The sequence below is a fragment of the Streptomyces sp. NPDC045778 genome (assembly GCF_056431945.1).
Genome location: NZ_JBWKJZ010000060.1, coordinates 22,047 through 29,313, shown reverse-complemented (window position 1 = coordinate 29,313; position 7,267 = coordinate 22,047). Strand labels below are relative to the sequence as shown.

The 7,267-nt window shown below is 74.3% G+C and carries 6 protein-coding genes; 1 reads left to right on the top strand and 5 read right to left on the bottom strand.

The annotated features are described in order from the left end of the window. Positions 1–150: 150 nt before the first annotated feature. Genes AC07GB_RS38875 through AC07GB_RS38855 form a run of 5 tightly spaced genes read right to left on the bottom strand, consistent with a single transcriptional unit; the run spans position 151 to position 5,785 of the window. Entirely contained in the window at positions 151–1,461 is a 1,311-nt protein-coding gene (locus AC07GB_RS38875) for a DUF58 domain-containing protein (protein ID WP_478854143.1), read from the bottom strand. After that, positions 1,461–2,441 (bottom strand): AAA family ATPase, encoded by a 981-nt coding sequence (locus tag AC07GB_RS38870; protein ID WP_478854141.1) that lies wholly within the window; start codon positions 2,439–2,441, stop codon positions 1,461–1,463. Before AC07GB_RS38870 ends, AC07GB_RS38875 begins: the two co-directional genes overlap by 1 nt. Next, positions 2,441–3,724, bottom strand: a complete 1,284-nt coding sequence (locus AC07GB_RS38865; protein WP_478854139.1) for a DUF4350 domain-containing protein — start codon at positions 3,722–3,724, stop codon at positions 2,441–2,443. The genes AC07GB_RS38870 and AC07GB_RS38865 overlap by 1 nt, the downstream gene beginning before the upstream one ends. Next, entirely contained in the window at positions 3,721–4,473 is a 753-nt protein-coding gene (locus AC07GB_RS38860; protein WP_478854137.1) for a DUF4129 domain-containing protein, read from the bottom strand. Before AC07GB_RS38860 ends, AC07GB_RS38865 begins: the two co-directional genes overlap by 4 nt. Positions 4,474–4,477: 4 nt before the next feature. After that, entirely contained in the window at positions 4,478–5,785 is a 1,308-nt protein-coding gene (locus AC07GB_RS38855) for a hypothetical protein (RefSeq protein ID WP_478854135.1), read from the bottom strand. 161 nt (positions 5,786–5,946) lie between these two features. Here AC07GB_RS38855 and mtnA point away from each other — a divergent pair, with 161 nt between their 5' ends. Beyond that, positions 5,947–7,266: an S-methyl-5-thioribose-1-phosphate isomerase gene (gene mtnA, locus AC07GB_RS38850; protein WP_478854133.1), complete on the top strand. Its 1,320-nt coding sequence runs from the start codon at positions 5,947–5,949 to the stop codon at positions 7,264–7,266. Position 7,267: the final 1 nt, after the last annotated feature.

Genomic DNA, 7,267 nt, shown 5'->3' with positions numbered 1-7,267 from the left:
GGTACTGCAGGGGGGACCCTGTGGGAGAGTAGGACGCCGCCGAACAAATTGTGAGGGAAACCCCCGTGCCTGATGGCACGGGGGTTTTCTGCGTTCAGGGACAGAATTCAAACCGGACTTCAGGCCCGCACGGTGTGCGGGCCACGCGTATCAAAGGCGGCCGGCTGCCTTGAGGGACAGATACGCGTCGGCCAGCGCAGGGGCCAAATTGTCAGGCGTGGCGTCCACGACCGTGACGCCGTGGCGGGTGAGCTGTTCCGCTGTGCGCTGCCGTTCCGCCTGGGACTGGGCTGCGGCCGCGGCGTCGTACACCGCCTCGGCAGAGCCCCGGGACGTGGCCATCCGGGCGATGTGCGGGTCCGCGACCGAGGCCACGAGGACCGTGTGGCGCTGGGTGAGGCGGGCGAGCACCGGGAGCAGGCCCTCCTCGATGGGAGCCGCGTCGAGGCTGGTCAGCAGGACGATCAGTGAGCTGCGTGAGGCCGCGCGGAGGGCCGTCGCGGTAAGGCCGCGGGCGTCCGTCTCGACCAGTTCCGGCTCCAGCGTGGCCAGGGCGTTCACCAGGGAGGGGAGCACGTCCCCCGCCGCCTTGCCCTGGACCAGGGCGCGCACGCGGCGGTCGTAGGCGAGGAGGTCGACGCGGTCGCCCGCCCGGGACGCCAGCGCCGCCAGGAGGAGAGCGGCGTCCATGGAGGAATCGAGGCGGGGAGCGTCACCGACGCGGCCCGCCGAGGTGCGGCCGGTGTCGAGGACCAAGAGGATGTGACGGTCGCGTTCAGGCCGCCAGGTACGGACGGCCACGGCGGACTGGCGGGCGGTGGCACGCCAGTCGATGGAGCGGGTGTCGTCCCCGGGCACGTACTCGCGGAGACTGTCGAACTCGGTGCCCTGACCGCGGATCAGCACGTTGGTGCGGCCGTCGAGTTCGCGCAGCCGGGCCAGCTTGGACGGCAGGTGCTTGCGGCTCGCGAAGGGCGGCAGCACGCGCAAGGTCCAGGGGACGCGGTGGCCGCCCTGGCGGGTGAACAGGCCGAGCGGGCCGTACGAGCGGATCGTGACGCGGTCCGCGCGGTGATCGCCGCGGCGGGTCGGGCGCAGACGCGTGGTGAGGCGGCGGCGCTCGCCGGCGGGAACGTCCAACCTGTGCCGTGAAGCGGCGACTTCGGTTCCGGGCTGCCAGCTGCTGGGCGGCCAGGCGTCGCGGACATCGGCGCGCAACGGGCGCTCGCTGGGGTTGGTGACCGTGAGCTGGACGTCCACGGGTTCACCGAGGCGCACGGTGGTGTCGCCGGAGCGCGTCAGGCCGAGCCGGCGTACGGGCGCGGCCAGCGCGTAGTCGCAGGCGCACGCGAGGGCCAGGGGTGCGTTGACGGCCAGGATGCCGGTCCAACTGGGCTCCAGGAGGCCCACGGGCAGGGAGCCCAGGGCTGCGAGGAGGGCGGCGCGGCCGGTGGGGGCCATCAGCGGGGCACCGGGACGTGATGGAGGATCGCGGTGATGACGGAGTCCGCCGTCACGCCTTCCATCTCGGCCTCGGGGCGCAGCTGGACGCGGTGGCGGAGCGTGGGCAGGGCGAGGGCCTTCACGTCGTCAGGGATGACGTAATCACGGCCGGTCAGCCAGGCCCACGCGCGGGCCGTCGACAACAGGGCCGTCGCGCCGCGCGGGGAGACGCCGAGCGTAAGGGATGGCGATTCACGGGTCGCGCGGCAAACGTCGACTACGTAGGCAGCGATTTCCGGTGAGACGGCGGTCTTGGCGACAGCCGAGCGGGCGGCTTCCAGGTCGGCGGCGGTGGCGACGGGGCGCACGCCCGCGGCGCGCAGGTCGCGCGGATTGAAGCCTTCCGCGTGGCGCTGCAAGACGGCGATCTCGTCCTCGCGGGCGGGCAGCGGCACCGTCAGCTTGAGGAGGAAACGGTCCAGCTGGGCCTCGGGCAGGGGGTACGTGCCCTCGTACTCGACGGGGTTCTGCGTGGCGGCCACGAGGAACGGGTCGGGCAGGAGGCGCGGGGTGCCGTCGACGGTGACCTGGCGTTCCTCCATCGCTTCGAGGAGGGATGACTGCGTCTTGGGCGGGGTGCGGTTGATTTCGTCGGCCAGCAGGAGGTTGGTGAAGACGGGGCCCGGCTGGAAGGAGAACTCCGTGCTGCGGGCGTCGTAGACGAGGGAGCCCGTGACGTCGCTCGGCATCAGGTCGGGGGTGAACTGGACGCGCTTGGTGTCCAGTTCCAGGGACGCGGCGAGGGCGCGTACGAGGAGGGTCTTCGCGACGCCGGGGACGCCTTCGAGCAGGACGTGGCCGCGGCAGAGCAGGGCCACGACGAGGCCGGTGACGGCGGGGTCCTGGCCGACCACGGCCTTGGAGATCTCGGTGCGCAACGCCTCCAGGGAGGAGCGGGCGCGGTCGGAGCTCCCGGCGTTGTCAGTGGTCGGGTCCATCATGAAGTACGTACCTCACTTTCGAGGGCGTCGAGTTGGTCGGCGAGGGCGATGAGGCCTGCGTCGTCGCCGGGCGGCGGTCCGAAGAGGAGGGGGTGCGGGTCCTGGCCGGGCGTGCGCAGGCGGCTGGTCAGGGCGGGCAGGAGCGCCTCGGGCGAGTGGGCCCGGGCGGTGGGGACGCCGACGAGGGGGGCGAGGCGGGTGCGGGTGGCCGAGCGAAGAGCCGCGGCGGCGCGGTCATGGGCGTCGGCCTTGCGATAGAGGCGGGCGCGGCCTTCGACGGCTTCGGAGGCGCGGATCGCGACGGGGAGTCTCTCGGGGACGAGCGGGCCGAGGCGGCGGGCACGCCACAGGGCGGCGAGCACGGCGGCGACGGCCAGTTGCAGGGTGCCCCAGAGCCAGCCTGAGGGGATCAGGTCGAAGAAGTCCTCGTCGGCGCTGTCGGTGACGGCGTCGTCGGAGAGCGAGGGGAGGTACCAGACCAGGTGGGGGCGGGAACCGAGGAGTTGGAGGGCGAGCGAGGCGTTGCCGTGCTCGTCGAGGCGGTCGTTGAAGAGGATGTCGGGGGCCCCGAGGACGACGGTGTCGCCTTTCGTGTCCCCGGAGGCCGCTGTGGCGGGGAGGCGCAGGAGGCTGGGCAGACCGTCGCTGGAGTAGCAGGAATCGGCGCCCGGGGCGATCGCCTCGTAGCGGATGCCGCCGACGTCGGCGGTGCCCGCGCGGCGGGCGGCGGGCAGGGAGCAGCGGGGGGACAGCGTCGAGTCGAGGCCGCGCGCGGAGGCCGCGGTGACCCCGGGGACGAGGGTCGAGACCGACAGGGTGCCCGGGGCGACCAGGACGGTGCGGCCTCCGGAGTCCTTGGTGGCGGCGCGCAGCCGGGACTGCTGGCGCTCGGTGAGGAGGTCCGGGTCGGCCACGAGGAGCGTGGTGTCCGGGCCCGCGGCGGACCGGGCCTCTTCGGTGGTGGTGACCACGCGCGTGGACACCCCGCGGTCGTCGAGGAGTTCGGCGAGGGCACGGCTGCCGTAGGCGTCGGCGGAGCGCGGATCCAGGCGCCCGTGCTGGGTGCCGGAGCGGACGGCGGCGAGGGCGACGGCCGCGGCCACAAGGACGACGAGCGCGAGGGCGATGCCTCGGGTGCGGGTCCAGAGCTGGCGGGGAGTGGCGGAGAGGGACGTGCCCGCAGGCTCCTCGGGGGGCGTTTCGGTTGGCGGTTCGGCGGGGGTGGCCGTTGCCGAGGGGAGGGCGCCCGGTGTGTCCGTGGGGCTCGTGGGGCCGGTCATCCGTGGGCTCCGGGGGAGCTGGTGGGGGCCGCGCCGGCAGTGGTGAGCACCGGCTTGGCGCGCTCCAGGGTCTCGTCGAGCCGGGCGATGTGCTGGTACGCCGTCGCGTCGGCGCTGCGCCCGCCGTACGTGACGTCGTCGAACTCCCGGGCGGCGGCGCGCAGCTCGTCGGCGTGCGCGGGCAGGGTGCGGCCCGCTTCGGCGGCGGCCTCGTCGGCGGTGCGGCCGGGGCGCGGGTCGAGCAGGGCGCGCTCCTCCAGGGAGCGGACGACGGCGCGCATCCGTTCCTGGACGGCCTGGTTCCAGTGGCCCTGGGCGGCGTGCGCCTCGGCGGTAGCGCGGTGTTCGGCGGCACTGCGGGGGCGGTCGTCGAAGAGGGCGGCCGAGGTGGCGGGGGTGCGGCGCGGCGTGCCGAGCCGCCACCACAGGGCCGCGCCGACGGCGACCACGGCGAGCACGATGACGACCAGGCCGAAGCCGCCGCCGGGAGCCGCCCCCGAGGCCGCGTCGAGGAGGTCGTTCACCCACTCCCAGAAGCGGTTCAGGGCGCGCTGGAGGAGGCCCGGGTCGTTCTCGTGGTACGCGGGTTTGGACAGCTCGTCCTCGGCGGCCTCGCGCGCGGGGGCGCGCGGGATCGTCACCGGCGGGTCGTCGCCGGCGCGTGGCGACGACAGGGCCGCCCCGAGGCCGGTGTGCGGCGACAGGACGGCCGTGCCGAGCCTGCTGAGTACTGCCCCCGCCAGGGTCACACCATCAGCTCCCCGGGGTGCTGCCGGGCGCCTCGGGTTCGCCGTGGCCCGGGACGCCGGCGGCGCGGGCCAGCTCCAGGTCCAGGGCCTCGCGGCGGATCCGCTGGTCGATGTAGAGGAGCACGGTGACCCCCGCGGTGATCGGGAAGGTGAGCATGGCGCCGATCACCTGGCCGATGCCGCTGACGATCAGGAAGGTCCAGCCGACGTCGCCTGTGCCGCTGTCCAGGAGGTTGGAGACGCTGTCGCCGCTGAGCGCGCCCGCGATGACGGTGAACGGGATGACGATGATCGACGAGATGACGTTCGCGATGACGGCGGCGAGCAGCTGGATGCCGAAGACCCGCCACCAGGAGCGGTCGACCAGCTTCGCGGAGCGGCTCATCGACTTCTTGACGCCCTGCTTCTCCAGCATCAGGGCCGGGGAGGAGAGCGAGAGGCGGACGACCAGCCAGATGGCGACGATGCCCGCCGCGAGACCGCCGAGGATCGCCAGGGTGACACCGGTGTCGCCGGACCCGAAGGCGCCGATCAGTACGCCGGGCAGGGTGCCGACCGCGACGATGCCCACCGCGATGAGCGGGAGCAGCAGCGTGAGGCCGAGCAGCTTGGGCAGCATCGGGCGGGAGTCCCGCCAGGCCTCCGCCGTGGTCACCGACCTGCCGAGCACGGCGCGGCTGGTGACCATGGTGAGCAGGGCGGTCGCCACGATCGTGCCGAGCAGGGTGATGACCAGGACGACGCCGCTGCCGGCGAGCGTGGCGCCGAGGGCGCGGGTCACCTCGCCGACGGTCGCGCGCGGGTCGTCCAGGGCGTCCGTGTTCGCGGAGTCGTTGAGGACGAGCCCTTCGAGGAGGACCACGACGAGCTGGGTGACGACGGCGACGGTCAGCGAGATGCCGAGGACCGTACGCCAGTACGTGCGCATGGTGGAGACCGCGCCGTCCAGGATCTCGCCGACGGCGAGGGGGCGGAGGGGGATGACACCGGGCTTGGCGGCGGCGGGCGGGCCCTGCCAGGCGCCCCAGCCGCGGTAGGGGCCGCCCGGGCCGCCGCCGGGACCGCCTTGACCGCCGCCCGGGCCGCCGGAGGGGCCTCCCCAGCCCTGGCCGGGGGGAGCGGGCGGGGGCGGGGCCTGGCCGGGGCCGGACGTGCCGGGCGCGGACCACTGGGCTGGGGGCGGCTGCTCCTTCGACCACTTCGAGGACGGGCCGCTCGGCTGGTCCTGGGAGTCCTTGGACTCCTGCCCGCCGGAGTCGTGGCCGTCGGAGGGGGCAGATCCGGGCGAGGCCCAGCCCGGAGTGTCGTTCATCGTCGCTCCTTCACAGTGCCCGTCCGCGGTCGCGGCGGCGGGTTGGCTGCCATCGTGCCACGGGGCGGTTGCCCGGGGACCAGGCACGGTGGCCCGGAGACCGCGTGCTGGCCGGGCTGCACACCTTCTATTGTCCGACGGGTAGCGGGCAGACTGGGCGGATGGCTGATCAGTACGCGCAATCCGGCGAGGACGTACGGCCGACACCGCTCCCGACGACTCCTGGCGGCGACCGAGGGACCCCCGGCGCCCCGGGTGCCCCCGGCACGTCCGGCACGCCCGGCGCCTCCGGCATCCCTGGGGCCTCCGGCACCCCCGGCCCCCCTACGACCACCGCGATCCCAGGGGCCCCACAGAGCCCGGAGACCTCCGCGATTCAGACGATCCGGTGGGACGAGCCGCCCGAGGGCCCGGTCCTCGTCCTCCTCGACCAGACCAGGCTGCCGGGCGAGGAGACCGAGCTGGTGTGCACGGACGCGCCCGCTCTGGTGCAGGCGATCCGGTCGCTCGCCGTGCGCGGGGCGCCGGTGCTCGGCATCGCCGGGGCGTACGGCGTCGCGCTGGCCGCGAGCCGAGGCTTTGATGTCGACGAGGCGGCCGACGCGCTCGCGGCCGCGCGGCCCACCGCCGTGAACCTCGCGTACGGCGTGCGCAGGGCCCAGGCGGCCTACCGCGGCGCGGTCGCCGACGGCGCCGACCAGCGGGGCGCGGCGGGCGCCGCCCTGGCCGCGGCGCGGGCGCTGCACCAGGAGGACGCCGAGGCCAGCGCGCGCATGGCGGTGCACGGCCTGGCGCTGCTCGACGAGCTGCTGCCCGGCGGCGGGCACCGCGTCCTCACGCACTGCAACACCGGGGCGCTGGTCTCCGGCGGCGAGGGCACGGCCTTCGCGGTGGCGCTCACGGCACACCGCGCGGGCCGGCTGCGCAGGCTGTGGGTCGACGAGACGCGGCCGCTGCTCCAGGGCGCCCGGCTCACGGCGTACGAGGCGGCGCGCAACGGCATGCCGTACACCCTGCTCACGGACAACGCGGCGGGATCGCTGTTCGCGGCAGGTGAGGTCGACGCGGTGCTGATCGGCGCCGACCGGATCGCGGCCGACGGTTCGGTGGCCAACAAGGTGGGGAGCTATCCGCTCGCGGTCCTCGCCCGCTATCACCATGTGCCGTTCGTCGTGGTGGCACCGGTGACGACCGTGGACCCGGAGACCCCGGACGGCGCCTCCATCGAGGTCGAGCAGCGGGCCTCCCACGAGGTGACGGAGGTCACGTCACCCTTCGTGCCGGTGGCGGGAGCGGGAGTGGAAGCGGGAGGGGGGATTCCGGTGGCGCCGCTGGGGACGCAGGCGTACAACCCGGCGTTCGACGTGACGCCTCCCGAGTTGGTGACGGCCATCGTCACGGAGGAAGGTGTCGTGTCGCCGGTGACAGCGGAGGCCCTGGCCGAGCTGTGTGCCAGGTCACGCCAGGTAACGATTAGCTAAT